This is a genomic window from Bradyrhizobium algeriense, from assembly GCF_003062295.1.
Lineage (GTDB): Bacteria > Pseudomonadota > Alphaproteobacteria > Rhizobiales > Xanthobacteraceae > Bradyrhizobium > Bradyrhizobium algeriense.
In genome coordinates, this window is sequence record NZ_PYCN01000010.1 from 193488 (window position 1) to 218902 (window position 25415).

25 protein-coding genes and 3 pseudogenes are annotated in these 25415 nt (G+C 62.8%); 8 read left to right on the plus strand and 20 right to left on the minus strand.

The window, feature by feature from the left end:
* Positions 1 to 5: 5 nt before the first annotated feature.
* The 8 genes from C7G61_RS20915 to pdhA all read right to left on the minus strand — a co-directional run bounded on the left by C7G61_RS20915 (position 6) and on the right by pdhA (position 7868).
* On the minus strand, positions 6 to 407 hold the full coding sequence (locus C7G61_RS20915; RefSeq protein WP_108517838.1) for a RidA family protein: 402 nt from the start codon (positions 405 to 407) through the stop codon (positions 6 to 8).
* A 144-nt stretch (positions 408 to 551) separates the two neighbouring features.
* Positions 552 to 845: a GYD domain-containing protein gene (locus C7G61_RS20920; protein ID WP_108517840.1), complete on the minus strand. Its 294-nt coding sequence runs from the start codon at positions 843 to 845 to the stop codon at positions 552 to 554.
* A 25-nt stretch (positions 846 to 870) separates the two neighbouring features.
* Complete coding sequence (locus C7G61_RS20925; RefSeq protein WP_108517842.1) at positions 871 to 1635, minus strand: slipin family protein; 765 nt, start codon at positions 1633 to 1635, stop codon at positions 871 to 873.
* On the minus strand, positions 1625 to 3034 hold the full coding sequence (locus C7G61_RS20930; RefSeq protein WP_108517845.1) for an NfeD family protein: 1410 nt from the start codon (positions 3032 to 3034) through the stop codon (positions 1625 to 1627). The genes C7G61_RS20925 and C7G61_RS20930 overlap by 11 nt, the downstream gene beginning before the upstream one ends.
* A 113-nt stretch (positions 3035 to 3147) precedes the next feature.
* Positions 3148 to 4665 carry an L-piperidine-6-carboxylate dehydrogenase gene (gene amaB / locus C7G61_RS20935; protein ID WP_108517847.1) on the minus strand — a complete coding sequence of 506 codons (1518 nt, stop codon included), beginning with the start codon at positions 4663 to 4665 and terminating at the stop codon, positions 3148 to 3150.
* A 24-nt stretch (positions 4666 to 4689) separates the two neighbouring features.
* Positions 4690 to 5790 (minus strand): dihydrolipoamide acetyltransferase family protein, encoded by a 1101-nt coding sequence (locus C7G61_RS20940; RefSeq protein WP_108517849.1) that lies wholly within the window; start codon positions 5788 to 5790, stop codon positions 4690 to 4692.
* A gap of 19 nt (positions 5791 to 5809) precedes the next feature.
* Complete coding sequence (locus C7G61_RS20945) at positions 5810 to 6790, minus strand: alpha-ketoacid dehydrogenase subunit beta (protein WP_108517851.1); 981 nt, start codon at positions 6788 to 6790, stop codon at positions 5810 to 5812.
* Entirely contained in the window at positions 6783 to 7868 is a 1086-nt protein-coding gene (pdhA, locus tag C7G61_RS20950; protein WP_108517853.1) for a pyruvate dehydrogenase (acetyl-transferring) E1 component subunit alpha, read from the minus strand. The genes C7G61_RS20945 and pdhA overlap by 8 nt, the downstream gene beginning before the upstream one ends.
* A gap of 183 nt (positions 7869 to 8051) precedes the next feature.
* Here pdhA and C7G61_RS20955 point away from each other — a divergent pair, with 183 nt between their 5' ends.
* Positions 8052 to 8270, plus strand: a complete 219-nt coding sequence (locus C7G61_RS20955) for a hypothetical protein (RefSeq protein ID WP_108517855.1) — start codon at positions 8052 to 8054, stop codon at positions 8268 to 8270.
* A gap of 30 nt (positions 8271 to 8300) precedes the next feature.
* Here the strand turns inward: C7G61_RS20955 and C7G61_RS20960 are convergent, their stop codons facing one another.
* Positions 8301 to 9167, minus strand: a complete 867-nt coding sequence (locus C7G61_RS20960; protein WP_108517857.1) for a cell envelope integrity EipB family protein — start codon at positions 9165 to 9167, stop codon at positions 8301 to 8303.
* A 250-nt stretch (positions 9168 to 9417) separates the two neighbouring features.
* Between C7G61_RS20960 and C7G61_RS20965 the strand changes: the two genes are divergently transcribed.
* The 4 genes from C7G61_RS20965 (at position 9418) to C7G61_RS20980 (ending at position 12475) form a co-directional block, all read left to right on the plus strand.
* A complete protein-coding gene (locus tag C7G61_RS20965; RefSeq protein ID WP_108517860.1) occupies positions 9418 to 9885 on the plus strand; it encodes a RidA family protein in 468 nt (155 codons plus the stop codon).
* A gap of 14 nt (positions 9886 to 9899) precedes the next feature.
* Positions 9900 to 10652, plus strand: a complete 753-nt coding sequence (locus tag C7G61_RS20970; RefSeq protein WP_108517862.1) for a glycerophosphodiester phosphodiesterase family protein — start codon at positions 9900 to 9902, stop codon at positions 10650 to 10652.
* Between the two features lie 106 nt (positions 10653 to 10758).
* Positions 10759 to 11997: a GNAT family N-acetyltransferase gene (locus tag C7G61_RS20975; protein ID WP_108517864.1), complete on the plus strand. Its 1239-nt coding sequence runs from the start codon at positions 10759 to 10761 to the stop codon at positions 11995 to 11997.
* Positions 11998 to 12046: 49 nt separating this feature from the next.
* Positions 12047 to 12475, plus strand: coding sequence for an HIT family protein (locus C7G61_RS20980; RefSeq protein ID WP_108517866.1), 429 nt, complete (start codon positions 12047 to 12049; stop codon positions 12473 to 12475).
* A 21-nt stretch (positions 12476 to 12496) separates the two neighbouring features.
* Here C7G61_RS20980 and C7G61_RS20985 read toward each other — a convergent pair whose 3' ends face one another.
* The 6 genes from C7G61_RS20985 to C7G61_RS21010 form a co-directional block, all read right to left on the minus strand.
* The gene (locus C7G61_RS20985) at positions 12497 to 12898 is read right to left on the minus strand and encodes a hypothetical protein (protein ID WP_108517868.1); all 402 of its coding nucleotides are present in this window, start codon (positions 12896 to 12898) and stop codon (positions 12497 to 12499) included.
* The gene (gene tsaA / locus C7G61_RS20990; protein ID WP_108517870.1) at positions 12898 to 13389 is read right to left on the minus strand and encodes a tRNA (N6-threonylcarbamoyladenosine(37)-N6)-methyltransferase TrmO; all 492 of its coding nucleotides are present in this window, start codon (positions 13387 to 13389) and stop codon (positions 12898 to 12900) included. The genes C7G61_RS20985 and tsaA overlap by 1 nt, the downstream gene beginning before the upstream one ends.
* A gap of 17 nt (positions 13390 to 13406) precedes the next feature.
* On the minus strand, positions 13407 to 14378 hold the full coding sequence (locus C7G61_RS20995) for a Bug family tripartite tricarboxylate transporter substrate binding protein (RefSeq protein ID WP_108517872.1): 972 nt from the start codon (positions 14376 to 14378) through the stop codon (positions 13407 to 13409).
* A gap of 59 nt (positions 14379 to 14437) precedes the next feature.
* Complete coding sequence (locus C7G61_RS21000; protein WP_108517874.1) at positions 14438 to 14782, minus strand: AzlD domain-containing protein; 345 nt, start codon at positions 14780 to 14782, stop codon at positions 14438 to 14440.
* Positions 14779 to 15522: an AzlC family ABC transporter permease gene (locus C7G61_RS21005; protein WP_190241908.1), complete on the minus strand. Its 744-nt coding sequence runs from the start codon at positions 15520 to 15522 to the stop codon at positions 14779 to 14781. The genes C7G61_RS21000 and C7G61_RS21005 overlap by 4 nt, the downstream gene beginning before the upstream one ends.
* Positions 15523 to 15715: 193 nt before the next feature.
* Positions 15716 to 16681 (minus strand): lytic transglycosylase domain-containing protein, encoded by a 966-nt coding sequence (locus tag C7G61_RS21010; RefSeq protein WP_108517951.1) that lies wholly within the window; start codon positions 16679 to 16681, stop codon positions 15716 to 15718.
* Positions 16682 to 16919: 238 nt separating this feature from the next.
* Between C7G61_RS21010 and C7G61_RS21015 the strand changes: the two genes are divergently transcribed.
* Positions 16920 to 17276 carry a PilZ domain-containing protein gene (locus C7G61_RS21015; RefSeq protein ID WP_108517878.1) on the plus strand — a complete coding sequence of 119 codons (357 nt, stop codon included), beginning with the start codon at positions 16920 to 16922 and terminating at the stop codon, positions 17274 to 17276.
* Positions 17277 to 17291: 15 nt separating this feature from the next.
* Here the strand turns inward: C7G61_RS21015 and C7G61_RS21020 are convergent, their stop codons facing one another.
* From C7G61_RS21020 to C7G61_RS21035, 4 genes and pseudogenes are all read right to left on the minus strand, one after another.
* Positions 17292 to 18899 (minus strand): sensor domain-containing diguanylate cyclase, encoded by a 1608-nt coding sequence (locus tag C7G61_RS21020; RefSeq protein ID WP_244608391.1) that lies wholly within the window; start codon positions 18897 to 18899, stop codon positions 17292 to 17294.
* Between the two features lie 222 nt (positions 18900 to 19121).
* Positions 19122 to 21533 carry an ATP-dependent Clp protease ATP-binding subunit ClpA gene (clpA, locus tag C7G61_RS21025; RefSeq protein WP_108517880.1) on the minus strand — a complete coding sequence of 804 codons (2412 nt, stop codon included), beginning with the start codon at positions 21531 to 21533 and terminating at the stop codon, positions 19122 to 19124.
* Between the two features lie 264 nt (positions 21534 to 21797).
* A complete protein-coding gene (clpS, locus tag C7G61_RS21030) occupies positions 21798 to 22130 on the minus strand; it encodes an ATP-dependent Clp protease adapter ClpS (protein ID WP_108517882.1) in 333 nt (110 codons plus the stop codon).
* Positions 22131 to 22737: 607 nt separating this feature from the next.
* Positions 22738 to 23079: pseudogene (locus tag C7G61_RS21035) on the minus strand (DUF1194 domain-containing protein); the annotation flags it as partial.
* On the opposite strand from C7G61_RS21035, the pseudogene C7G61_RS21040 reads away from it, so the two are divergent.
* Positions 23075 to 23257, plus strand: a pseudogene (locus C7G61_RS21040) (carbohydrate porin); the annotation flags it as partial. The pseudogenes C7G61_RS21035 and C7G61_RS21040 overlap by 5 nt on opposite strands.
* Positions 23258 to 23272: 15 nt before the next feature.
* Positions 23273 to 24332 (plus strand): annotated as a pseudogene (locus tag C7G61_RS21045) (ABC transporter permease subunit); the annotation flags it as partial.
* Between the two features lie 629 nt (positions 24333 to 24961).
* On the opposite strand, the gene C7G61_RS21050 reads toward C7G61_RS21045, so the two are convergent.
* Complete coding sequence (locus tag C7G61_RS21050; RefSeq protein WP_108517955.1) at positions 24962 to 25300, minus strand: phasin family protein; 339 nt, start codon at positions 25298 to 25300, stop codon at positions 24962 to 24964.
* Positions 25301 to 25415: the final 115 nt, after the last annotated feature.

Here is a 25415-nt window from a genome sequence, read left to right on the forward strand (position 1 = left end):
AGTGGTCAACCGACGACGGCCACGGCCTCAATCTCGATCAGCCATTCAGGGGCCGCAAGCGCCGTTACACCGACGAGCGTGCTCGCCGGCGGCTCCATGCCTTCAAAGAACGCTGAGCGCGCCTTGCCGATGATGGGACGGAGTTCCGGCTTGTAACCGACGACGAAGGTAGTGATCTTCACGATATCGGCATAACCCGCACCGGCGGCTTTCAGCGCCAGGCCAATATTGTGCATCACTTGCGTCGTCTGTGCGGCCAGATCACCCTCGCCGACGACTCGTCCCTCGTCGTCGGTGGCCACCTGTCCCGCGATATAGATCGTGCGCGCCCCTGACGCCACGACGACGTGGGAGTAAGCCGGATTGTGGTGAAGGCCGCTTGGCCGAAGATGTTCGAGCTTGCTCATGTTTGTACCTCCCCGACGTGCATGGTTGGGCCGAAGCCTATCCGGGTCCGGCGCGCTCGACCAGACTGATCCGCGCAAGGGTGCTCAGCACGCAGTGCCGGACGGCCAGGCGGCGGCTTGAAGGGATGAACTGCGGAGCCGCCGTCAGAGCATCTTGTCGACAACCTTGGTCATGTCCGCCGCCGAGAAGGCACGCAGCGACTCGGTGCGAACATTGCCCAGGGCGCCAAGACTCAAGCTAAGCGTCATGGCGGAAAATTCATCCGGCGCTTCGAGGACTGTCACAACATCATATCGTCCCTGCGTCCAGAACAACTCCTTTACGGTGATCCCGAAGGTCTCGGCCATTTTTTTGAAAGCCTCGGCCCGCTTCGGTGACTCCTTGGCGGCGCGGATTCCCTGGTCGGTGAAGTTGCCAAGCACGACATAAGTTGCCATCGTGGCTCTCCCTGGTTGTCGAAATTTACGTTGCTTCGTTCCGGCGTCCGGTCAGATGGCCGAGCAAATCCATCGGCAGCGGAAAGACCACGGTCGATGATCGCTCGCCGGCAATGTCGTGCAGCGCCGCGAAGTAGCGCAACTGCATCGCCTGCGGCTCCCGCGCAAGCGTTCGGCCGGCCTCGACGAGCTTCTCGGCGGCCTGCTGCTCGCCCATCGCATTGATCACTTTGGCGCGTCGCAACCGCTCCGCCTCGGCCTGCTTGGCAATCGCGCGCACCATGGTTTCATTGAGATCGATATCCTTGATCTCGATGGTGGTAACCTTGATACCCCAGACGTCGGTCTGCTGATCGAGAATTTCCTGAATGTCGGAATTAAGCCTGTCCCGCTCGGCGAGCATCTCGTCCAGCTCGTGCTTGCCGAGCACCGAGCGCAGCGTAGTCTGGGCCAGTTGGCTGGTAGCGGCCATGAAATCGCCGACCTTGATGATGGCGCGCTCGGGATCGACGATACGGAAGTAGAGAACGGCGTTGACCTTGACCGGGACGTTGTCGCGCGAAATCACGTCCTGCGGCGGCACGACCTGCACCATCACCCTGAGATCGGCCTTCACCATCTGCTGCACGACCGGAATCAGGATGATGAGTCCCGGACCCTTCACCCCGGTGAAGCGGCCGAGCGTGAAGATGACGCCGCGCTCGTATTCCCGCAGGATACGAATGGCGGAGGCTAGAAATAGGATTACGATCACCGCAAGCGATGCATAGGTCAGATATTCAAGCATCATGACGTACCTCCTTGCCGATCAGCGTCGGCCGGCGCCGCACCACCAGCGTCAAATCTATGATGTTGGCCACCTCGACCACCTCTCCTGGCTTGAACGTTTCAGCGCCGCGCGCTTGCCAGCGTTCACCTTGCGCGAAGACGTGACCCTCGTTCTCGGACCAGTCGATGACCTGGGCAGATACGCCACGCATGGCTTGAGCACCGACCAGTACCGGACCCTTGCCGGCGCGCCGAAGCGATCTCAGTACGACCAGAACGAGACCAATAAACATCGCCGCCGTGATGCCGACGACCGGCCATGACAGCCGGTAGCCCGGCGCTTCGACGTCGAAGAGCATAATCGCTCCGATCACAAAGGCGATGATGCCGCCGAGGCCGATGACCACGGTCGGATTGAAGACTTCGATGGTCAGAAGCACGATCCCGACCACCATCAAGGCGAGGCCGGCGTAGTTTACCGGGAGCAGGTTGAGGGCATAGAGGCCAAGCAGCAGGCAGATCGTGCCTACAACCCCGGGGGCGACCGCGCCGGGTGAAGTGAATTCGAAAATCAGGCCGTAGACGCCGACGAGGAGCAAAATCAGCGCAACGTTGGGATTGGTGATGACCGCCAGGAATCGTGAGATCCATCCTGGATCGATCGCTTCGAGGACAGCATCTTTCGTCGCCAAATGTCGGGTATCGCCACCCGCAACCTCCACCGCGCGACCATCGATTTGCCTGAGCAGTTCGGCCTGGTCGCGTGCGATGAGGTCGATGACATTCGCCTGCAATGCGGCATTGGTGGACAGGCTGGCGGCCTCCCGCACCGCCTTCTCTGCCCAATCGGCATTGCGGCCGCGCAACTCGGCAAGACTGCGGATCAAGGCAACGGCATCGTTTGTCGCCTTCGCCATCATGGCACCCTTCGTCTTCGGCTGCTGGTCGCTGCCGTCCTTCTTGTCCTTGTCGCCCTTGTCAGGCGTGGCGTCCGGCAGACCCGGCAGCGGGCCGCCAATCTCCACCGGCGTCGCCGCTCCGATATTGGTGCCCGGCGCCATTGCCGCGATATGCGTGGCGTAGAGGATATAGGTTCCGGCGCTGGCCGCATGGGCTCCGGAGGGCGCGACGTAACCGACGACGGGAACGCGCGACGCCAGCACGTCTGCGATAATCTCGCGCATGCTGGTCGCGAGACCGCCCGGCGTATTCATGCGCAGAACGACGACCTCGGCGTGTCGTTCTTTTGCCTTGGTCAGGGCCTCCTTCACATAACGGGCCGTTGCCGGCCCGATCGCTCCGTCGACCGAGATGGTCAGCGCAAGCCTGCTCTTGTTCTCCTCTGCTGAAGCGGCAAGAGGAGAAATAACCAGAGCTGCCGCTGCAGCGGCAGCAACAAGAGTCGCCCGTACGGTCTGCACAGCAAGGACTCCGTTATCAAAATGATATGGGGTATCCTCATCGAACCTCAATATGCCCGGGATTGGCGGCCGCAGCATCCCCGCTCAAGCCCGCAACCATGCCTGGCTGGATCTCAGCCAACTTCAAACTTGACGCCTTGGGCGAGCGGAAGATCTTTGCCGAAATTGATGGTGCTGGTGACCCGGCGCATGTACGCCTTCCACGCGTCGGAGCCGGCTTCGCGCCCGCCGCCGGTTTCCTTCTCGCCGCCAAATGCGCCCCCTATCTCCGCGCCCGACGGTCCAATATTGACGTTTGCGATGCCGCAATCCGAGCCTGCCACGGAGAGGAATTTCTCGATCTCATGCACGTCGGTCGAAAAAATTGACGAGGAAAGGCCTTGCCGCACTGCATTATGCAGCGCCAGGGCTTCGTCAAAGTCGGAATACTTCATGACGTAGAGGATCGGCGCGAAGGTTTCCTGCAGTACCGGACCGATCTGTCCCGGCATCTCAACCAGCGCGGGCCTGACATAATGGGCGGCGGGATATGGCGCCGTCTCGAAACGGTCGCCGCCAACAACCTGTCCGCCAAGCTTTCGAGCCTCCGCCAGGACTTCCTGCATTCGATGAAAGGCTACTCCGTCGATCAGCGGGCCAACGAGAACAGCGCTACTCGTGAGCGGGTTTCCGATCTGCACCGTGGCATAGACCTGTTTCAATCTGTCGACGAGAGCATCATAAGTATCACGATGCACGAACAGCCGGCGCAACGACGTGCAGCGCTGGCCTGCCGTACCAACCGCAGCGAAGGCAATCGCCCGAAGCGCAAGGTCTAGATCAGCCGAGGGACACACGATCGAAGCGTTGTTGCCGCCCAACTCCAGGATGGCTCGCGCAAAGCGCCGCGCCAGCCGCCGACCCACGATCTGGCCCATGGCGGTGGAGCCGGTCGCCGAGACCAGCGGCACTCTCGGATCATCGACCAGCATCTCTCCGATCTCCCGTCCCCCGATCAGCACCGTCGACAGGCCCGCCGGTGCGCCGCCGAACCTCTCCACAGCACGCCGGACCAGCGCCTCCACCGCGAGTGCCGTCAGCGGAGTCTTCTCCGACGGCTTCCAGATCACCGGGTCGCCACACACCAGCGCAAGGGCGGCGTTCCACGACCAAACCGCAACGGGAAAATTGAATGCGGTGATGATTCCCACCGGCCCGAGCGGATGCCATTGCTCCATCATCCGATGGTGAGGACGTTCGCTGGCGATGGTGAGGCCATAGAGCTGACGAGAGAGACCGACCGCAAAGTCGCAGATGTCGATCATCTCCTGGACCTCGCCGTGCCCTTCGGACAGGATTTTCCCGGTTTCGATGGTGACGAGGCGGCCGAGCTCGGTCTTGGCCGCGCGCAACTCCTCGCCGAGAACCCGGACGAACTCGCCACGTCGGGGCGCCGGAAGCGACCGCCACGCGAGGAACGCTTTTTCCGACTGCCCGATTGCTTCGGTGACGCTATCCGGGTTCGCGTCCTCGACCTGGGCAATGGTCTCGCCGGTCAACGGCGATCGCACCAGGCGTTCACCGCCCCGATACCGGTCGCGGTAAGCGCCGACGCCCTGGAGAATTGAATCAACGTCGGCCAAGAGTTTCATATGGATGCCCTCCGCACGGCTATCTTACGAAACCTGCTCAAGATCCGATTTGAGCGCTACCAGGAAGCGCGCGGCTTCGCCGCCCGTCACGACGCGATGGTCGAAGGTGAGCGACAACGGCAGCACGCGCCTCACGGCTGGCTGGCCCAAATGTGCAACCACCCTTTGGGCAATCCGGCCGGCGCCTATGATCGCCACTTGCGGCGGCACGACGATCAGGTTGGCGAACCGGCCTCCGATCATGCCGAAGTTCGACAGCGTAATGGTTGCGCCGCGCAGTTCGCCCGGAGGTATCGAGCGCGCGAGCGCGTCCGCCCGCATTCGGTCGAGCCCGGTTCGCAAATCCGATGCGTCGCGCTCTGCGACATTGCGCAAGACCGGAACGATCAGGCCGCCCCCGGTATCAACGGCGATGCCGAGGTCGACGCGTCCGATCAGACGCCGTTCTCCCGCACCGGCATTGTACCAGGCATTGAGCGCGGGCTCCGCCTTGCAGGCGGCGGCGATCGCGCGCACCAGGCGGATGGTCGCGTCCTCGCCCTTTCGCCAGTCGTCGATATCGGCGTCATCGGTGACGCTGGCGGGGACGATCTCGGCATGAGACGCCGTCATACGTTGAGCCATCGCGCGCCGCAAACCGCGCAGCGGCTCGGCGGGTCCGGTATGCGACAAGGTCTTGGCAGCTCGTTCCACATCCGCACGCGTGATGAAGCCGCCAGGTCCCGTGGCTTCGACAAGCTCGAGATCGACGTCGAGCTTGCGTGCGAGCGCGCGCACCGCCGGAAACACCTGGGCTTTCTGTCCGGCTGCGGGCCCGGGAAGTGTTGCTGCCACCGGCGGCTGCTCGCTGGTACCGAGTTCGCCGACAATTGTACCGGTGTCTTGCTCGGGGCCTTCGGCAAACTCGACCAGCGGCACGCCTACTTTCACCACATCGCCCTTGGCACCAAACAGGTGCAGGATGCGTCCGCTTGACGGTGACGGCACCTCGACGACGGCCTTGTCAGTCTCGACGGAAACCAGCGGCTGATCGGTGACGACGTGATCGCCTTCATTGACGTGCCAGTTCACGATCTCCGCCTCTTCGAGGCCCTCTCCCAGATCCGGCAATACGAACTGGCGCATGAGACAAGTCCGCTGGAAGTCAACTGAACTGGCACGCTTTGCGCGCGGCCGCCACGATGCGGTCAACCGACGGCATGAACTTCTGCTCAAGACGCGCCATCGGAATGACCGTATCGTAGCCGGTGACGCGGGCCACGGGTGCAAGCAGAGAGGTCAGGCCGCGCTCGGCGATCAGCGCGGCGATCTCGGCTCCGAATCCGCCGGTCCGTGTCGCCTCGTGCACGATAACGCAACGTCCGGTTTTTGCGATCGAACCGAGCACCGTGACTTCATCGTAGGGTTTGAGCGTGGCGAGATCGATGACCTCGGCGGCGATGCCCTCGGCAGCCAGCGCCTCGGCGGCCGCCATGGTTTCCTTCAGCATCGCGCCCCAGCTGATCAGGGTGACGTCGCGGCCTTCCCGCAGGATAAACGCGACATCCAGCGGCAAAGCCTCACCGTTGTCTTCCACCTCGCCTTTCGCCGCGCGGTAGATGCGTGTCGGCTCCAGAAACACCACCGGATCAGGATCGCGGATCGCGGCGAGAAGCAGTCCGTAGGCGCGTTCCGGCGACGACGGGATGACAACGCGCAAGCCGGGGATGTGGGCGAGCATCGCCTCGGTGCTTTCGGAATGGTGCTCGGGCGCGCGAATGCCGGCGCCATGCGGCGTGCGCAGAACCATTGGACAGGTGAGCCGTCCCTGGGTGCGGTTGCGGATTCGGGAGGCGTGGTTCACCAGTTGATCGATGCAGGGATACAGAAATCCCATGAACTGGATCTCGCCGACGGGCTTCAGCCCCTGCGCCGCCATCCCGACGCAGAGCCCGCTGATCAGGAGTTCGGCAAGCGGCGTATCAAGGACGCGCTCCGGACCGAAACGTGTTTGCAGCCCGACGGTCGCGCGGAAAACGCCGCCATTGATGCCGACATCTTCGCCAAGCACGACGACATCGGGATCATCCACCATCGCGCGGGCGAGCGCCAGATTGACGGCTTCGACCAACGTTACCTCAGCCATCGCCCTCTCCCGCGAGTTGGCGGCGCTGCGCGACATAAACGTCGGGCAGATCGGCATAGAGATGATCGAACATGGTTTCGGCCTCGCGCGGCTCGGCTGCCAAATAGCGCTCGACCGCCGCCTCGACGCGCTCATGGCACTCCGCAGCGAGCTGTTCCTCGTCTGCTTTGCTCCAGATCTTCTGGCTGGCAAGAAAGGCTCTCAAACGCGCGATCGGCTCTTCCTTCCAGCGAGCCTGGACTTCTTCTTCCGGACGATAGCGTGATGCGTCGTCAGAGGTGGTGTGATCGCCGAGCCGGTAGGTGAGCGCCTCGATGAAGCGCGGCCCCTGGCCGTCGCGGGCTGCGGCAATGGCGTCTTCGGCCGCGGCACGCACCGCCACGACGTCGCTGCCGTCCACCTGCTCGCCGATGAACCCGGCGGCGATGGCCTTCTGCGCCAGGGTTTCGGAGGCGGTCTGCAGCCGTAACGGTACGGATATGGCCCATTGATTGTTGGTGGCGACGAACACGACCGGCAATTTGTGTACACCGGCGAAATTCATCGCTTCGTAGACGTCACCCTTCGACGTGGCGCCGTCGCCGAACATGCATACGGCGACACGCGGCTGCTTGCGCAGCTTGAAGGCATAGGCAACGCCGGCGGCATGCGGCGCCTGCGATCCCACGGGTACGCAGAACGGGAAATCCTGGACCGGCCCGGAGAAGTGATTGCCCCGCTCGTCCCCTCCCCAGAACAGCAGAATTTCCTCCAGCTTGACGCCACGCCAGATCAGCGCGCCATTATCCCGATAGGAGGGCAACAGGACGTCTTCCTCCCGCATCGCACTGGCTATGCCGACGGACACCGCTTCCTGGCCGAGCGAAACGGCATAGGTCCCCAGCCGGCCGGTGCGCTGCAATGCAACAGCCTTTCGGTCAAAGTTGCGCAGCAGCACCATCGCCCGATAGAGCGAGGCGAGCAGGCTTGCATCGGAGGCAAACGCGGGGAGCGGCCTGTTTATCGAGCCGTCTGGCGCGAGGTAATTGCGGTGGCGCACCTCAAAGCGCGCGATCACCGGGAGCCCACCGTCTGCCATTTTCTTACTGGCCACGTCATCGCTCCCTGAGCGATCGTGCGTCCCACAGCTTGTAATTGGTGTTGGGCCGGAACAATGCAAGATGGGCGCGTCCAATCGCATCGCCATTTGCTGCACCGCGGGCTCGCGGGGATCAGCCTTCGCCATCGTGGAAACGGCGCCGCGTCAGTGGTATATCAAGCCATGGCAAATGGTCAGGTTGTCCTCATCACAACTGAACCGTTGGGAGGCGGTTTGCCTGTTCGCTCGGTCTACTATGTGGCTGAACAGGATCCGGCAAAAGCCGAGGCAATTATCGCCGCAATGATGGCCCCGAACGAAAGGGTCGAGGCCTTTGGGGTGCTTCCGGAGCCAGCCGTCAAAGCGCTCGGATTGAAGCCCGGTGACTTCACGCGCGGATGACGTTTGAGAAGCTCCAGCTCGACTGCACCTTCACTTGCACGGCTTGGAATCCCTGACGTCGAACCGGCCCATCGCGCCCGCGATCACGAAGTCGTTGTAATCGAGCACCAGCGCACGGGAGACGCCGTTCTCGAACAGTTCGAACGACATCGCGTAAACCGGCGTCTGCTCGCCTTCCTTGGTCTTGGCGTCGCGGTCGTAATAGCTCACGGTGACGGGCCAACGGGTCAGCGTCTTCATCTGGTCGTTGGCGGTCGAGGGATCGGGTGAAGCGATGCTGCGGGTGCCCGGAATCGGCTGCCCGATCACCGACAGCGTGTTGTAGACCTTCTCGCCATTGTCGGAGCCATCATAGACCATCAGTTCCAGCACCGATTTGCCCTCGCGCGCGGCGGCGATGATGTGCTGGATCTGCTCGGTCGGGAACACGACCTTGCCGTCGAGTTCGAACGTCTTCGCAACCGGCTGCTTCAGCTTCACCGTGATGCGGTCACCGACCCGCTCCGCCACGCCGTCGATCGGAGCGGAATCGGCATCGTTCATCCGCGTGTCGATCTTGAAACGGTAGCTCTTGCCAGCGGCGTCTTCCCAGGAATGCGAGCGCAGATCGCTCAGCGTCAGCTTGCCCTCGCCACTGTCGAGTTCGGACACCTGGCGAAATTCGGACGTGTAGCCCTCGCAGGCGCTACCCGAGAAATTGTAGAGGATGCGCCCGCGCGCCCCTGATATCGCATTGGTTCCGCGCGACTTTACCAGCTTCAATTCATACAGCGCCTGATGGGCGAGAAACGGCCCGCCGGCGCCTGCAGGCGCCGGTCCGTTTGCGAAGCTTAAGAGCAAAGCGGCCACAGCCGAGAACGCCAAAGCACGAACCGGAACCGGAAACGAGCGAGCCATGTCTTGCCTTTTCCTCGATGAAGATTCGCTACATTAGTGATGGCCCTATTGCGTCGCAACTAGGGCGGTGCCCCTGAACGCAGGAATTTGACGCCGGGGAGCCTTGCTTTTCGGCATTTTACGGGACGATTTACGCCAGCCGTGGCCATGCGCCACCAATCGCCCCTCGCTTGCAACCGGCGGCGCGATGCGCGAAACAGTGCGGCCTGATCCCGGATCAGGAAAGTCACATCAATCGGGGACAAAAGACATGGCGGGTACGGTCGAACAGAAGCTGGCGGCGCAAGGCATCGTGCTGAACGAGCCGCGCACGCCGATGGCGAACTATGTCGGCTTCGTGCGTACCGGCAATTTGCTGTTCGTTTCCGGTCAGGTCTGCGCCAATGCGGAAGGCACGCTGATCGCCAAGGGCAAATTGGGCGCCGGCGTCACCATCGAACAGGGCTACGCCGCGGCACAGGGCTGCGGCGTCAACCTGCTGGCCCAGGTCAAGGCAGCGCTGGGCGATCTCGACAAGGTGGTCCGCGTGGTCAGGCTCGGCGGTTTCATCAATTCCGCGCCTGATTTCCTCGACGGACCCAAGGTGCTCAACGGCACCTCCGACCTGATGGTCACGGCGTTCGGCGACAAGGGCCGGCATGCCCGCACCACCGTCGGCGTCGCCTCGCTGCCCTCGGATGCCGCCGTCGAGGTCGACGCCATCTTCGAGGTTTCCTGAGCCGAGTAACGCCCGTGCGTGCCCCGGACTGGCTGACGGCACGGCCGGTCGCCCATCGCGGCCTGCATGATATTGCGCGCGGCATCGTCGAGAACATGCCGGCGGCGGCGCAGGCCGCCGTCGATGGCAACTTCGCCATCGAATGCGACATCCAGCTTTCGTCGGATGGCGAGGCGATGGTGCATCATGACAACGTGCTCGGCCGCCTCACCGAGGGTTCCGGCGCGCTGCTCGGCAAGACCGCGGCCGAACTGAAGGCGGTTGCGTTCAAGAATACCCCGGAGCGGATGATGACGCTCGGCGATCTCTGCGCGCTCGTCGCCGGCCGCGTGCCGCTGGTGATCGAGGTCAAGAGCCATTTCGATGGCGACCGCCGGCTGGTGAAACGGATGGCGGAGGTGCTCGCCTCGTATGACGGCCCTGCCGTCGGCATGTCCTTCGATCCGGACCAGGTGGTGGCGCTGCGCGAACTGATCCCCGGCCGCGCGCGCGGCATCGTGGCCGAGCGCGAATATACCGCCGACGAGTGGCCGGAAGCGTCAGCCGAACAGCGCCACGGCATGACGCATCTGCGCCACGCCTTCCGGAGCCGGCCGCATTTCGTCGCCTATTGGGTGGATGAACTGCCGGCAGCCGGCCCCTGGATCGCCCGCAACATTTTTGCGCTGCCGCTGCTTGCCTGGACCGTGCGCACGCCCGAGCAACGCGCTCGCGCCGCGCGCAACGCCGACCAGATGATCTTCGAGGGGTTCCTGCCGGGAACCTGATGCGCGCCGTCCCACCTTGAACTCGTCCGCCCGATGCACGATCTTTGCATCGTTGGCCACCATGCGCGATGGCTGATCGCACGATGGGACCGGTCCGAATTTCTAGATGGCGTCATCCGAAATCACCCTCGAAGCCGTTCCCTCCGTCAGCGACATCAAGGCTGCGGATTGGGACGCATGCGCCAATCCGATGCCGGGTCCGGACAGTCTCGAAAACCTCGACACGCTGGCTGCAAGCGGGTCTCAAAGTGATTTGTGCAAGGGCGCCTATAACCCCTTCGTTTCGCACGCATTTTTTGCAGCCGTCGAAGCCTCCGGCTCGGCCTGCGCCCGCACCGGCTGGGGTCCGCGGCATCTTCTGGCACGGCTCGACGGCGAAATCGCCGGCATCGTGCCCTGCTATCTGAAATCGCATTCGCAAGGCGAATACGTCTTCGATCGCGGCTGGGCGGATGCCTATGAGCGTGCCGGCGGACGCTATTATCCAAAGCTGCAGGCCTCGGTGCCCTTTACCCCCGCGACCGGCCCGCGGCTGCTGATCCGCGACGGCGTCGATCGCGAGCGGATCGGAACCGCGCTGGCGAGCGGGCTGATGGCGCTGTGCAACGCGACCAACGCTTCCTCCGTGCATGTAACCTTCGCCCCGGAGACGGAAGCAAAGTTTTTGGGGACACACGGCTTCCTGCTGCGCAACGACCAGCAGTTTCACTGGCACAATGAGGGCTACGGGACTTTCGAAGATTTCCTGACCTCGCTGAACTCGCGTCACCGCAAGGCGATCAAGCGCGAACGGCGCGAGGCCACCGCCGCCGGGATCACGATCCACCATCTGACCGGCAGCGACATCACCGAGGACGCCTGGGACGCGTTCTTCGCGTTCTACATGGAGACCGGCTCACGCAAATGGGGCCGGCCGTATCTGACCCGCAAATTCTTCTCGCTGATCGGCGAGAGCATGAGCCGCGACGTGCTGCTGGTGATGGCCAAACGCAACGGCCGCTGGATCGCCGGCGCGATCAACTTCATCGGCTCCGACACGCTGTTCGGCCGCAACTGGGGCGCCGTCGAGCATCACCCGTTCCTGCATTTCGAGGTCTGCTACTATCAGGCGATCGATTTTGCGATCCAGCGCGGCCTCAGGATCGTGGAGGCCGGCGCGCAGGGCGAGCACAAGCTGGCGCGCGGCTACCTGCCGCAAACCACCTACTCCGCGCACTTCATCGCCGACCCCGATTTGCGCCGGGCGATTGCCGACTATCTGAAGCGCGAGCGCGCCTACGTGGCGGCGGCCGGACGCGAACTGACCGAGGCCGGTCCGTTCCGCAAGGCGGCCGACGAGGCTTGACCTGTTCGGCGACCGACACGAAATTGAACCAAACCTGAGGGAAGAAGCCATGCCCGCCTATGACGCCAACAACCCCTTCGCAAAAATCCTGCGCGGCGAGTTTCCCTGCCACAAGGTCTATGAGGACGACCACGTGCTGGCGTTCCTCGACATCATGCCGCGTTCGCCGGGCCATACGCTGGTGATTCCAAAAGCCCCTGCCCGCAACATCCTCGATATCAACCCCGACGATTACGCTCATGTCGCGCGCGCCGTCCACAAGATCGCCGCCGCCGCCATGAAGGCCTTCAAGGCCGACGGCATCACCGTGCAGCAATTCAACGAGCCCGCCGGCGGCCAGGTCGTGTTTCACCTGCACATGCACGTCATGCCACGCCACGACGGCGTAGCGCTATTGCCGCCCGCGAGCCGCAAGGAAGATGTGAAAGTGCTGGAGGACAATGCGACGAAGCTGATGGCTGCGCTGCAGGGAGGTTAGGCGGTCGGATTGCTCAATGCCTCAGCCGCATTGAGTGGAAATCGCGGCATATCGCATTGCAGAATACGACGTCATGATTGCGCTGATTGCAATTGTGCCGAAGAGTACCGAGTAAACGAGAAACATTCCGAATGTGACACGAAAGCCTGAAAGCTCGAAGATGGTCACATCAAGGTCTTTGACCTGTTGGAAAGTTCTTCGGTCTTTCCGTGACTTCTCCACGACGATAGCCACCAATGCACTGAACAGAGGCAACGCCCAAAAATCGGAAGCCGCGCTCCGATAACCCCCGATGGGATTCAGCTCTGCGCACGCCGGAAGGGTTGCGCTGGTCCACGCCAAATAGCTGAACACCGACGTTCCACAGGCAAACGCGATGGCGATCACCGTAGCCATTGTCGACATGATGCGGAAACTGGACATCACTCCGTCTCGAAATCCCCGGGCTGTGGCGGCGCCAGTGGCGTGAACTCGCAGCGGTCGGGCTTGACGTCGAGCAGCGGTGTTTCATCGAGGCAGTCGAGGCCACGTACCAAAATGACGTTGCCCTCGATCTTGACGAACTTCACGATCGAGGTGCCGATCGGATTGGGCCGCACCGGCGAGCGCAGCGAGAAGGTGCCGCGGGTTTTCTGGTTATTCTTCGGGCTCTGCAGCACCAGGTCGCGGCGCGACTGGTGCAGCCAGTAGATCACTTCGAGATTTTCATAGAAGTCGACGCCCTTGATCGCGGGCACCCATGGCTCGAAAATTTCGAGACGGCAGACCGGGCCGTCATGTCGGCCCTGCCGCGGCGTATCCAGCCGCGATTTCCAGGGCGTGCGGATGCGCCCGATGAACACCAGCCCGGCGTCGCGGGCCGGCGGCATGTCGACAGTGAGTTCACCCTCGCGGATTTCGCTTTCTCGAACCATTTCCTAATCCAGATGTTCTAATCCAGTGAGATGTTGAGAGCCTTTATCACGCCCGCCCACCGTGCGCGATCGGCCGCGACGAATTTGTCGATCTCGACCTGGCTCTGCGGCCGCAGCGGCGGGAAGCCGACCTTGTCGAGCGAAGCGCGGAACGTGTCATCACTCAACGCCTTGTTCAGACTGGCGGTAAGTTTCTGCGCGATATCGTCAGGCAGTTTGGCCGGCGCGGAGACGCCATACCAGACGCTGACGCCGTAGTCTGGATAGCCGCTCTCGGCCATGGTCGGCACATCAGGCAGATCGGGGATGCGTTTCACTGAGCTGACCGCCAGCGGCCGCAGCAATCCGCCCTTCACCGGCGGCAGCGCGGTGCCGAGCGTATCGAACATCAACTGGATATTGCCCGATATCAGATCGGTCAGCGCAGGTCCCGCGCCCTTGTAGGCGACGTGGACCATGTCGACGCCGGCCATCTGCTTGAACATCTCGCCGGCGAGATGAATGGTGCCGCCGGTGCCGGCCGATCCGAAATTGAGTTTTCCCGGGTTCTGCCTGGCATAGGCCACGAACTCCGCGACCGTCTTGGCCGGCACGGACGGATGAATCTCCATCACCACAGGCAGATCGGTGACCAGCGCCAGCAGGCGAAAATCCCGCGTGGGATCGTAGGGCAGCTTCTTGTAGAGCAGCGGGTTGAGCACGAAGATCGACGCCGCCGTGAAGAACAGCGTGTAGCCGTCAGGCTCGGAACGCGCCGCGGCTTCGGCGCCGATCGCGCCCTGCGCACCGGCCTTGTTCTCGACCACCACAGCCTGTTTCAGGTCGCGGCTCAGATATTCGCCGACCATGCGGCCGAGCACGTCGGTCGGGCCGCCCGCGGCATAGGGTACGATCAGCTTGATCGGACGTACCGGATATTCCGCCGCATGAGCCAGCGGCGCCGCCCAGACGAGAGCGCCCACCAGCGCCGATAATTTCAGCCAGTTCATCTTTGTTTCCTCGACGTTTCTTATGTGCCGGACAGTAGCGGATTATCTGCCGCCTGCAATCAACCGAGCCACCATTTGCCGGCCAGCAGCACGATCTCGCCGCAGACCACGCCGGCAAAGATCGAGCGTCGCGTCAACATGAACACCGCAAACCCGGCGGCAACAGCGCCGTAGCGCAGCCAGTCCGGCACGCCGGCCAGCGCGCCCGGCGGCTGCACCAGGATCTGGGCGATGACGCCGGCGAGGATCGCGGTCGCCACCGCCCTCACCCACACCAGAACTTCCGAGCCCTCGTCGACGCCGGCGCCGAACCACAGCCCGGCCATGCGCCAGACCTCGTTGGGCAGGAAGCCGGCGAGCACCAGGACCAACAGCGCCTGCGGGCTGCCGAAAAACTCGCTCATGCGCGCACCCTCTTCCGCCACCAGTGCACGCCGTAGGCGATGGTGCCGGCGGTGACGCCGCTGATCAGGATATCGACGCCGGTATGCAGCATCGACACCAGCGGAAACAGCGCGATCCCGAGCACCAGCGCCAATATGTCCGATATCTGCCTGCAGTTGCGCGCGGTCGACAGCAGGAACGCCAGCGGCGTCAGCAACAGGATCGCGGCTGCAAACAGCGGCGGCAGGTTGGCGGCAAGGCCATAGCCGAGCGTGGTGGCGACCATGCAGACCGTGACGAGACCGCAGCCAAGCCCATGCGTAAACGCAATCCGCCGCTCGCGCGGCACTTTTGGCAGCAGCCGGTAGCATTCGACCCACAGGGTGACGGCGATGAAATGCGTCGCCAGCACCAGATGACGGCGTTTTGTCTGCGGCGTCTTCATCAGCGGCAACACCGACACCACCATCGGAAACAGCCGGATCGCACTCACCGTCACCGCAATCGCCGCCTGCATCGCGGTCGCGCCGGAGCCGAGCGTCGAAATCAGGATGATCTGCGCCGGGCCCGCCCAGACCAGCAACGTGCTGCCGAGCACCCAGCCCAGGCTGAAATGGCTGTCATGGGCCAGCGCGCCGATGCCGAGATAGGTCGCAAACAGCACCAGCGTGAGCACCGTGGACGCGACCGAACTGATGCCCCATGCGAACGCGCGCATGGGGCTTTTCCATTGGGGAGAAGAGAGCGGAGGTAGCGCCAATTGAGACCGGTGGGGGTTTGAATCGCTGCGGGCATAGGGCTGGCCAAAGCTGCCTGCGTCAAGCGAGCGGCCGCTCAGAGCGGCCATGCAGTAGTCCCGTAGCCCGGATGGAGCACAGCGTAATCCGGGAATCTCACACGTGGACAAGCCGGTCCCGGATTGCGCTGCGCTCCATCCGGGCTACGATAACTCCTCAACCCGGCACGCCCCTGTTGCGTAACACGAAGCATGCCCCGCCCGCCTTGCGGATGCGGTTGCAGAGGTCATCCGCGGCCGGGCGTGTGTCGGCGCCGATCCGGACCTGGTAGAAGGCACGCGTGCCGCGGCTGCGCATCACCGAAGAGAGCAGGCTCGGATCCTGGTCGCCGATCACGGCGCTGAGCCGCTTGATGGCGCGGGCGTACATCGCGAGCGCCTTGTCGCGGCTGAAGCCGGCGGCTAGCTGCACGCCCCACACTTTGGCGGCACCGAGCGTGATGCGGTTCTCGAGTTCGGTGATGAAGGGACTGGGCGCCTGCTTCAACAGCGCCATCAAGTCGCGACAGCTCGACGTCGGTATCCGCTCCGGCGTCCTGCCGCCCTTCTGCGCACTTGCCCAATCCTCGACGGTGGAGCCCGTGATGGCGATAACGTAGCTGCGCGTCTCCTGCGGCATCCCGCCGGTACCGGCGAGCCATTCCTGAACCCGGCGCGGGCCGGCGTTATAGGCCGCGGCCGCCAATCCGAGATTGCCGAACTGGTCGCGCAGCTCGGCCAGGAACTCCGCCGATTTCGGCAGCGCCTGCACGGGATTGAACGGATCGAGCAGGCCGCGTTCGTTCGCGGTGCCGGGCATGAACTGCGCAATCCCCTGCGCGCGCTGGCCGCTGCGCGTCACCGGCCCGATCGCGTCGGAGCGGAAGCGGCTCTCCTGCCAGATCACGCGGGCGAAAAACTCCAGCGGCAGGTTCGAGGCTTTCGCGGCCGACTCGATCATCAGGCACATCGCCTCGCGCGTGTCGCTCTCCCGCGTTCCGTCAGCCGGCTTCGGGGCCGGTATCGCGCGTGGCTCGACGCTTAACTGGTTAGCTTCATCCGCGTCCTCGGCGCACGCAGGCGCAACCGAGGACAAAAGCGACACCGTGCAGCACAGGGCGCGAAGAAATCGAGCTCTTTGCATGGCAGTTGCAATCCGAGAGCGCGCAGGGCGGTGAAAAACGTTAATCAAAACGATCACGGCTGGCAGGTGGATCCTCGGTTCCAGCGCGGCACGCGGCCTTTTTTTGCGCTGCAATTGTCCCGAAATCGGCGCCATCGGAACCGCCGTTAATTTACGTTAATGCCGCATTTTGCGTCAGCCGGTCTTTTACGCGGCACAAAGCCGGGTAAAAGTCTCCCTCTTTGTTGGGAGACATTCAATGCGGGACCGGCGCGAGAGCGTGCGCGACAAAGTGATGTATGGCGGCGTCGCCGAGATCGGTGAACACGGCGCGACGCGCGAATGCATCGTCCGCAACATCTCCGACAACGGCGCGACCATCGAATTCAGCAATGACCTCCAATTGCCGAAAGAGCAGCTCTCGCTGCGCATCGCACGCAAAGGCCGCTCCTTCCTTGCCAAGGTGGTCTGGTGGCGCGACAATTTCGTCGGCGTCGCCTTCAGGGCGGAAAGTCCGGCCGAGCCGGTCTCCGATCTCGGGGAGCGGCTGCGCAGAAGCGAGATCAAGAAGCTGCAGCTGCAGCGCCGCATCAATGAACTGCTCGACCAACGCTAGAGGTTCGTCGGCGCCCTACTCCGCCGCGAGCTTCGCCGCCGGTGGCGGCGACCATGCGACGGTGCGATTACGGCCTTCGGCCTTGGCCTGATGCAAGGCCTGATCGGCGGCATGCAGCAAGGCTTCAAATCCCGGCATGCTCACGGCCGCGGCCGCAAAACCGACACTGGCCGTTACCTTGAAGTGACCCCCGTGCGCCTGCAACGCGCCGGCGACAACCCTCTGGCGAATTCGCTCCGCCACGATTTTCGCTTGATCGAGATCGGTTTCCGGCAGCAGCATCGCGAATTCCTCGCCCCCGAGCCGGCCGACGATGTCGGAACTGCGCTTGCCTTCCCGGCAGGCATCGGCAACGGCGACCAGCGCTTCGTCGCCGACCGCATGTCCGTAACGGTCGTTGACCGCCTTGAAATGATCGACGTCGATCATCAGCACCGATAGCGGCCGGTAGTAGCGCTGAAACCGGCTCCATTCCGCCGCGGCCAGTGTCCAGAAATGCCGCCTGTTGTACAGACCCGTCATCGAATCGATGGTGGCGAGTTCTTCCATCTGCTGCGCATTGCGAACGAGGTCGGTGACGTCGCAATAGGTCAGCATCCGGCCGCCGTTCTTGAGCGGCGCACAATGCGCCCGGATATTGCGGCCGTCGGTGGTTCGCAGGTCCCGCAACGGCTCGCTGCCGTCCCGCACGGCGGCAACCCGGCTGGCGTAGAACGCGTCCAGTTGGTCCGGAGTCATCCCGCGATCGTTTGCATGCGGCGAATTCCTGATCAGCGACTCATAGGGCGGACGCCTTGCGGCCTGCTCCTCGGTAACGCCCCAGAGGGTTCGCATCTTCCTGTTCAGGAACTGGGCGTTGAGATTGCCGTCCAGCATGACGACGCCCTCGGAGACGTTGTCGAGCGCACTGCGCAGCACCTCCAGTTCATCGGCGTGGCGGACGATGTCGGTCACGTAGGTATAGCTGATCATCCTGCCGCCATTGGGCAGGTTCACGCACTGCATCCGGATCACCTCGCCATTGGTGCGGCGCAGATCGAACGGCCTAGTGTCGCCTGCCCTCACCAGACGGACGCGCTCGGCGACATAGGCGTCGATACTTTTGGCCTCGATCTCGTAGGCGTTGGTGTCACGGCCATGATACATCAACGCGACGAAGGCCGGGTTTCGATCGGCGACAGCGTCCGGCAAGGCCCACATGCGACGGAACGCGCGGTTGATGAATTGCGATTTCATGTCGGCATCGAGTAGCAGCACGCCGACATCGACGACATCGAGTGCCGCGCGCAGCGCCAGCAGCTGACCCCGTACGATCTGTTCGCCGCCCTTCGGCTCCCCGGCGCTGTTCCCCGCAGCTTCCTCCCTGGCCGCCTCCGCCGCCTCGAGCACCAGGCCGACCTGCTTATCGGATTGCCAGGCCCGTTTGCACGGCTGCGGCGAGCCTTCGCCCGGGATCAGCAAATGGAAATGCTCGGGAATACCGAGCGCGCTTTCGACTTCGATGACGGCGCCGACATCGGATATCTGACGGACGATGCAATCGATCGATGACTGGCCGTAATTCGAGATGATCTTGCCGGCCAGGAACGTGCGGCCGCGGGGCATGGATTTTGGTTCGCGCATGGCGACGATTCCAGTTGGATTCCGCCCGAAATATCCAACCGGGTGATCTAAACTGTTTTAACCGGGATGATCCAACCGGGCTCCTACGGCCACGCTTTTGTGCACGTTGCTAACAGCACGTTAACGCGCCGCCGCGTTGCAGCGCGCCTTCCGCCGTCCGGCAAAAAGCCGGCGGTCTCGCGACGCGCCGGCTTTGTAAGTCGAACTCGCATTATCCGCCGGTCAGACCTTGACCAGCGGGCCCTTTGAGGCCGGTCCCTTGGACCCGCCGCCGCCGTTGGGGCCGCCCGGTTTCGGCTTGCGCCTGCGGGCGCCAGGCAATTTTTCCGGCTTCGGCGTGACCGGTCCCTCGACGAACTCGAAGCCGATCTTGTCCTTGGCTTCCGCGCTCGCCTCATCCTTGACCAGCACGACGCGGACATGGCCGCCGCCCTTGAGGTGACCGAACAGCACCTCGTCGGCCAAGGGCTTCTTGATGTGCTCCTGGATCACGCGCGCCATCGGACGCGCGCCCATCTGCTCGTCGTAACCGTGCTCGATCAGCCAGGCTTTGGCGGTCTCCGACAGCTCGATGGTGACGTCGCGGTCGGCAAGCTGCGCCTCGAGTTGCAGCACGAACTTCTCCACCACCATGCCGATGACATCGGCATTGAGATGGGCGAACGAGACGATCGCATCCAGCCGGTTGCGGAATTCCGGTGCGAACTGGCGGTTGATCGCTTCGTGGTCATCGCCTTCCCGCCTGTTGCGCGTGAAGCCGAAGGCCTGGCGCGCGAGGTCGGCGGCGCCCGCGTTCGTGGTCATGATCAGGATCACGTTGCGGAAATTGATCTGCTTGCCGTTGTGGTCGGTCAGCCGGCCATGATCCATGATCTGCAGCAGCACGTTATAGAGATCCGGATGCGCCTTCTCGATTTCGTCGAGCAGCACCACACAGTGCGGATGCTGGTCCACGCCGTCGGTCAGCAGGCCGCCCTGGTCGAAGCCGACGTAGCCGGGAGGCGCGCCGATCAGGCGCGACACCGTGTGCCGCTCCATGTATTCGGACATGTCGAAGCGAAGCAGCTCGACGCCGAGCGAGGCCGCAAGCTGTTTTGCGACTTCGGTCTTGCCGACGCCGGTCGGACCCGAGAACAGGTAGGAACCGATCGGCTTCTCCGGCTCGCGCAGGCCGGCGCGCGCCAGCTTGATCGATGCCGACAGCGACTCGATCGCCTTGTCCTGGCCGAACACCACGCGCTTCAGCGTTTGCTCGAGATGCCTCAGCACTTCGGCATCGTTCTTTGACACGCTCTTGGGCGGAATCCGCGCCATGGTCGCGATCGTGGTCTCGATCTCCTTGATGCCGATGGTCTTCTTGCGCCGGTTCTCGGCGACCAGCATCTGCGCCGCTCCCGACTCGTCGATCACGTCGATCGCCTTGTCCGGAAGCTTGCGGTCGTGGATGTAACGCGACGACAATTGCACCGCCGCCTCGATCGCCTCGTTGGTGTATCTCAGCCGGTGGTAATCCTCGAAATAGGGCTTCAGGCCCTTCAAGATCGCGATCGCATCCTCGACCGTCGGCTCATTGATGTCGATCTTCTGGAACCGGCGCACTAATGCGCGGTCCTTCTCGAAATGCTGGCGATATTCCTTGTAGGTGGTCGAGCCCATGCAGCGGATGTTGCCCGCGGCGAGCGCCGGCTTGAGCAGGTTGGACGCGTCCATCGCGCCGCCGGAGGTAGCGCCGGCGCCGATCACCGTGTGGATTTCATCGATGAACAGGATGGCGTTCGGATGCGCCTCCAATTCCTTCAAGACCTGCTTCAGCCGCTCCTCGAAATCGCCGCGGTAGCGCGTACCGGCGAGCAGCGTGCCCATGTCGAGCGAGAACACGGTGGCGGCCGCCAGCACTTCCGGCACTTCGGAATCGACAATGCGCTTGGCGAGCCCTTCCGCGATCGCGGTCTTGCCGACGCCGGCCTCGCCCACGAACAGCGGGTTGTTCTTCTGCCGGCGGCACAGCACCTGGATCGCGCGGTTGATCTCGGAATTGCGCCCGATCACCGGATCGATCTTGCCGTCACGCGCCTTCTTGTTGAGGTTGACGCAATAGGTCTCGAGCGCCTCGCCCTTCTTCTTGGCGTCCTCGGTGCCCTTGGTCTCGGTTTCCTCGTCGACGCCGCGCACGGGGCGCGCTTCGGAGACGCCCGGCCGCTTGGCGATGCCGTGGCTGATATAGTTGACCGCGTCGTACCGCGTCATGTCCTGCTCCTGCAGGAAATAGGCGGCGTGACTTTCGCGCTCCGCGAAAATCGCGATCAGCACGTTGGCGCCTGTCACCTCTTCGCGCCCTGAGGACTGGACGTGAATCACCGCGCGCTGGATCACGCGCTGGAAGCCCGCGGTCGGCTTGGCGTCGTCGGCGCCGTCGGTCACCAGATTTTCGAATTCGGTCTCGAGATAATTGACGAGACTCGTGCGCAGCTTGTCGAGATCGACGCTGCAGGCACGCATCACCGCCGCCGCATCCGAGTCATCGATCAGCGACAGCAGAAGGTGTTCGAGCGTCGCGTATTGATGATGCCGCTCGTTTGCAATCGCCAGCGCACGATGCAGGGATTGTTCAAGGCTTTGGGAAAAAGTTGGCATTCTCGTCCTCTGTGGCCCCAGGTCATCATGATCGCCATTACCCGGTCAGGCAACAACAACCTTCGTCTTCCCCTGTCATATAGTTACCTGCGATCGTGGCGAAAGACCGGTTCCGCAAACGTGGTTTTCCTCTAAATTCGCGGCACCACGCCTCACGGCGAGCAACCCTCCCCCGAAATCTACCGGGAATACGATCGGCATTCGTCAACGCCGATGATGCAAGACCCGTTCCTTCTCTCCGGCCGGATCGAGAGCCGTGCGCGGTTATTTCTTTTCCATCACGCATTGCAGGGGATGCTGGTGCTTGCGCGCAAAATCCATCACCTGCGTGACCTTGGTCTCGGCAATCTCGTAGGTGAACACGCCGCACTCGCCGATCCCGTGATGATGCACATGGAGCATGATCTTGGTGGCCGCTTCGGCGTCCTTCTGGAAGAATTTCTCCAGCACATGAACGACGAACTCCATCGGCGTGTAGTCGTCGTTCAGAATCAGGACGCGATACAGGTTCGGACGCTTGGTCTTCGGCTTGACCTTGGTGATGACCGACGTCGACGGCCCACTGGTTCCGGGATTGCGGTTCTCGTCATTGCTCATTCGGGGAGCAGAAGCAGCTGACTTTGCCGGCACGGACGGACAAGCTTTGAAGGTTGATTGCAACATGGCCCAGGCGTTCGAAATAAAAAAGAGGTGACCGGAGAGCGCATCCTGGCCTGCCCCGCGATCGGCTCCGGCGTGAGCCATCGCAAAGCACCCAGCAATGCATTTTTTTCCAGATCGCCGCTCCCGGTCCGACCCATTGGCCGGATCGGCACCTAGAATATGGGTCTGCCGCCGGACCGCCGCAAGCGCATTTATGCTGCCCTGACGCGACCCGCGACCGGCCCGATTCCCGGCTCGGCTATCCGGACCAAGGTTAACCGTTTCTGCCGGATTTGACAAAGGACGGCGGCGGCCCGTTTAGCCGCCGTTGACGATGGATGGAAGGCGCTTTTGGCGGCCGGCTTGGCGATGCACCGGCTTTGACCCGTCTTTGGCGGAACCGGTCTGATGCCCCCTCACTTACGATTTTGCGCTCTGAAGGCCAAGGCACTGACTCGCTTGTTCCGAACGGCGGCATCAACCAGTCGATCGGGATCGCCCGGGGATGGCAATCGCTTACCGCGCCCGTGCCGCTCAATGCACCGGCGGAGGACTCTCGCGCTCACCGCCCCCAGCGGTCCTGCCAGATTTTTTCGCCGATCAAGCAGTTCACCCGCGGTTCTTTCTCGGCTACCGGGACAGTCGGCCGTTCCGGCGTCTGGTTGGCGACTTCGAGAACAAGCTTGGTCCGGATCGCCTCCCTGAATTTTTCGCGATCTTTGATCGTCACCACGAAGGCCCCCGGGCCTCCGATGACGTAATCTTCGTAGTAGAGGTCAAGGTTGTCGATGTCGGTCGACGGCGAATAGGACTGCTCCTTTGCCATGATCGGCAGACCGTTGATGATTATACCCTTTGCCAACGCCTCCCCGCGAGCGCCAGTCACAGGCGCGCCACTGTTGTTGATCGGCGATGGCCGCCTCAACTACGGCCACGAACGGATTTTCGAGACCTACTACGCCTACGCGATCGATAAGAGTTTCACCCTCACCGCCGATTATCAGTTGATCACGAACCCGGCCTATAACGCTGATCGCGGCCCGGTACGCATCTTCTCAGGCCGCCTGCAAGGCGTGTTCTAGACGAGGCCCGCCGTCATGACCCTTCAGGATATGCTGTCGCCGAGACTGGGGCAGACACTGCGGCCCAACGTTTGGGACGTGGTGGCGCTGGTTCTCGTGACCGGCGCCATGCTGCTGATCGTCTATGGCGGCGAGCAGACCACCCTTCCCTTGTCGACGCTTGACGCCACGCCGGTATCTCTCGATCCGGCCAACCTGCCGCTCTACGCATTGCGCACCACGATGCGGATGCTGCTGGCGATCATCTGCTCGACCATCTTCACCTTCATCTATGCCGCGCTGGCCGCCAAGAGCCGGCGCGCTGAAATGGTGCTGATCCCACTGCTCGATATCCTGCAGTCGGTACCGATCCTCGGCTTTCTCACTTTCACCGTCGTGTTCTTTCTGAACCTGTTTCCGGGCAACGTCTTCGGCGCCGAACTCGCCTGCGTATTCGCGATCTTCACCAGCCAGGCCTGGAACATGACGTTCAGCATGTACCAGTCGATGCGCAACGTCCCGAAGGATCTGGACGAGGCCTCCCAGAGCTTTCACCTCAGCGGCTGGCAACGCTTCTGGCGGCTCGACGTGCCGTTCGCGATGCCGGGCCTGATCTGGAATGCGATGATGTCGATGTCCGGCGGCTGGTTCTTCGTGGTGGCGTCGGAGGCGATCACGGTCGGGGATACCACGGTCACCCTGCCCGGCGTTGGCTCCTATGTGGCGCTGGCGATCAAGGAGCAGAATCTATCCGCCATCGGTTACGCCATCCTGACGATGCTTCTGGTGATCATCGTCTACGACCAGTTGCTGTTTCGCCCCGTGGTGGCCTGGGCCGACAAAGTTCCGCTTCGAGCAGACCGCCTCGGCGACGGCGCCGACATCGTGGATGCTGGACCTGTTCCGCCGCACGCGTGCGTTGCGCGCACTGACGTATCCGTTCGCGGCACTCAACAGGGTCTTCTCGAATTTACGTATCCCGGTGCCGGGCAGACTGATCGAGCGGACAAGAAGCGGCCCGCCGTCGCGCCTGATCGATGCGGTCTGGCTCGCCATGGTCATCGCCTGCACCGGTTACGCCGCCTGGCGGGTCTACGCGATGGCGTTGCGCGCGCGAGGCGTTGCAGGGCGGCCTCAAGCTTGGTTTTGGGGCTGTGAGCGATCGATCCGCGCAGGACGAGCAGCGTTGTTGCGTACGGCAAAAGCGTGTGGTTCTGGCACCCGTGGCTGGTGTCAAGCTGGCGGAGGCTGATCGAATCCAACCGGGTTCGTTGGGTCGTCAATCCGGCAGCGACGGAGGCAAAAGGAATTCGTCTCCGGGGAGAGTACGCTATAAGCCGTAAAACCATTGCGCAGGGAAGGCCGGGTGTTCCGGCGCACCTTGCAGTCACCCGTGTGCATTTTGTGCACACGAGACCGCGGGTGCAGCGCGCACCCGGTCTTCCCTGCGCCCTCTCACGATGAAGAGGGTAAGAAATCACCCTCAGCTCGGGCGCTTCGCGCCGCGAGATCGAGGATTCATGTGCCCTGCTCTTCCAAGGATCGCGATGCAATGCCGCACGAAAAAACCCGGCCGTCGCGGCCGGGCTCATTCATTGTCGAAGTATCAGATCGCGAACGAATTGTAGCGTTTTCGAGCGAAGTGGATGCCGGTTCGCGTGAAGAAAACGCGTCAACTCAAGAATCTAGAGCTTCGGTTCTGATGCAATCAGAACCGATAATGCTCTAGTGCGCGGCCGGGGTGAACTTCGCGACCAGGCCTTCGTAGGGCTTGAAGGTCTGCTTGGCGAGATCGGTATAGAGCCCCGCGATCTTCTGCGACTCCGCAACGAAGGTCTCGTAGGAAGAGCGCGCGAATTCGGTCTGCGCTTCGAGCGCCTTGTCCAGCGACTTCACGCCGGAGAGCTTTTCAACGTACGACTTGGTGTCTTCGAACGACTTCTTGGCGTAGTCGCCATAGGCAGTCGCGATCGCCTGAACGCCGCTCTGCAGATTGCTCGCGGAAGCGGCAACCGATTCAAGATGCTCTTTGCCGTAGTTCTGAATGTCTTCAACCTTGACCATCATGGAGTCCTTTCCCAGACTGCAGGTGTAAACCGGTTGCCGGGAGGTCCCGGCCCCCTGACGTCATCCCTGTATGTGCACCGCACAATAAAGTCAAGAAATATTGTGCGACGCA